The sequence below is a fragment of the Microcoleus sp. OTE_8_concoct_300 genome (assembly GCF_031383065.1).
Classification (GTDB): domain Bacteria; phylum Cyanobacteriota; class Cyanobacteriia; order Cyanobacteriales; family Microcoleaceae; genus Microcoleus.
Genome location: NZ_JANMZH010000021.1, coordinates 1 through 2,712 on the forward strand (window position 1 = coordinate 1; position 2,712 = coordinate 2,712).

Sequence of the window (2,712 nt, forward strand, 5' to 3'; positions counted from 1 at the left end):
CGCCCAAGTTTCCAGAAATACAGCAGATTGCAGATCGTTAAGTTTTTGTCCGTAGTTAGCACCTTGTAAAAGCCGATCGACTATTGTCAGCGCTTCTTGTCCTCTCATCGCCACTACCTTGACTTATTATTTTAAGTTTACTGGCTTCTTCACCCGCTTGCCACTAGCGTTTCAGGAAACCGTATAAAAACTTTACAAAAGTAACTCACTTTTTCTCACCGACAGAGCGATCGGGAGTGGATTATCAATTTAATAACCAGCTTTTAAAAAAAGCTGTACTTACTGGAGGTAAATTATGGCTATTAATCATAACGTTCCGTATTTCAGTCAAGAAGATAACTAGACTCAACCTTGGCGCACCTGCAGTTTTACGAGTGCAGGAATGTGCTTAAAGTATTTTAATGTTGCAGATTTAGGTTCCTTCCCACAGTACGAAGATGACGTTAAAGCACGTTTTGATAGACTTGGCATAGATCGCGGTTCTCCAGGCAGAAATGAGCCTCAACAGGCGGCGCACTTGTTCTCCCAAAGCATAATTTTCCTATCCTAAAATAATTCCTCAATGACAATTACCTATTTCTAGCGAATTAGTAGGGATTATCTAAAAATCTCTAATTTTGAAACTATAAATTACCTTGTGATTAACAAAAGCCCCACTCAGTTACTTTTCATCACTCCGAGATAACATCCCTGTTTCGGCAACTGTAATGATATCCACACCACCACTTTGTAAAGCTTGTAATAGTTTTTGGCGGCGGGAGTTTTATCTAAATAAAGACGAATTTAGTTCAGGCTGTATCCTGGATTTTTAGCTTATTTAATGCTGCCCAACGTTCATATTCTGCATTAGTGCATTACCGTTGGCTAACTAACCCTAAATTTCGTAAAAAAGGTTCTAAAAAACACTTGACAAAAAGCTGAAATCGCTAGAGATTACAGCTTACAGCTTTATTAGCCCAATAAGGCACATCATACCATGCCTCCACGCTCCCACTCCAACAACCCTCCGTTTCCAACCCACCTACACTCACAGGGAGGTGGCCCCTCGGTGCTTGCTGATTATTAAAGGTTAGGTCGTCATACTCCAACCACCTGCCTCCTTTTTGCCAACCGACGCGCTCTGCCCACTTGCATTCAGTCTTATAGTCATAATCATCTTTTCCACCGACTTCTAACCAGATTTTTTGCTGGACGCTAAAGCCAAAGCGACCCTGACTATATTTTACCCACAACTGCTCGATCGTCCGTAAATCATCGCAAGGAAAACTCTTGATGGACTCACTATCTAACCAACCGTCCACCTCCCGTCTCGCGGCTTTCAGAATGACACAGTTTGTTTCCTGATCGGCCTCTCTCCACTTCCCCGCTGCCAATAAATCCCGTAGACGAGTATAGTCAACACCTTGCGCTGATTGAAGCTGTAGCGAGACACTTGGAATCGTTTGCGGTTCCTGCAGATAATCCAACCAATCTTGCATCGACTGCGGCCGCTTTTGCGGATCGGATTCCATCCCCTTTTCTATTGCTAAGTTCACCCAATCCTCCACCCCAAAATCCTTAGCAGGTGGCAACGCTGCATTTTGAAAATGTCGCTTGACGGAAGGCGTTGGCGTTTGTCCAGTTACCGCATAATATAAAGATGCAGCTAAAGCATAAATATCAACCGTTGGTTGACCACTGCCTTCCATTTGCTGTTCCCAAGGGGCAAAATCACGGTGGGCAAAATGTTTGCTAGTAGGAACCATCGGCACTAATTCGCAAGCAATCCCAAAATCAATTAACACTGCTTGCCCATTGGGACGCAACATAATATTACCCGGATGGGCATCACGATGGACAATTCCGGCCTGGTGAACATCAATTAATGCTTCTCCAATTTGGCGGATAATAGCCACTGCTTCTGTATCCGGGAGTGGGCCATGTTGCTGTACGGAATCAAATAAACTTTGCCCGACTACTAAATCCATTACCAGACAATGAATGTCATTTTCCTCAAACAAATCGCTGACGCGGACAATTCCAGGGTTGTGAGAGAGTTTTGCTAAAGTTTGCCCCTCTTTGATAAATCTGCGGACAAACTTGACGTATTCCGGGTCATTTTGCAAACCCGCATTCGGCGTTTTGAGTACAACTTGATGGTTTAGTCGCAAGTGTGTTGCTTTGTAGGTAAGGCCAAATCCTCCTTGTCCGAGGATACTTTCGATGCGGAAAGGGCGAGTTTTGAGGATTTGTCCGGGCGTCCACAGCATAGCAGGTTGCTTAAATTCTCTTTAATTACTAATTATGATAATTGATTTAATAAGGGGACTTACGCATCAAAACCAAAGAAACCAAACCAAAGAAACCGGGTTTTTGCCGTTGCTGCGGGCTGTCACCAAGTATTCTCGCCAAAAACCCGGTTTCTGACCACCCGTAAACCAAAGAAACCGGGTTTTTTGACTTTTCTACTGGCCCTGAGGCAGTATTCTCGCAAAAAAACCCGGTTTCTGACCACCCGTAAGTCCTAATAGCAATAGGGGCGGACAATATGCCCACCCCACACACTAGATATCACTTTAATATCAGACTTAAATTTTCAATACCCCCAGGGGAATTCGAATCCCCGTCGCATCCGTGAAAGGGATGTGTCCTAGGCCTCTAGACGATGGGGGCGCGTTGCGTTTGCTTGTGTTCCGCACCTTTATTACCTTAACTAATCTTTCCCAATCTGTC

Annotated in this window: 1 protein-coding gene and 1 tRNA gene; both read right to left on the minus strand. The window is 44.2% G+C overall.

The genetic code is table 11. The features are described from left to right. Nucleotides 1-926 precede the first annotated feature (926 nt). On the minus strand, nt 927-2,249 hold the full coding sequence (locus ACUVJL_RS01405) for a GUN4 domain-containing protein (protein WP_445244214.1): 1,323 nt from the start codon (nt 2,247-2,249) through the stop codon (nt 927-929). Nucleotides 2,250-2,579: 330 nt separating this feature from the next. After that, nucleotides 2,580-2,652 (minus strand) — tRNA-Glu (locus ACUVJL_RS01410). Between the last annotated feature and the right edge of the window lie 60 nt (nt 2,653-2,712).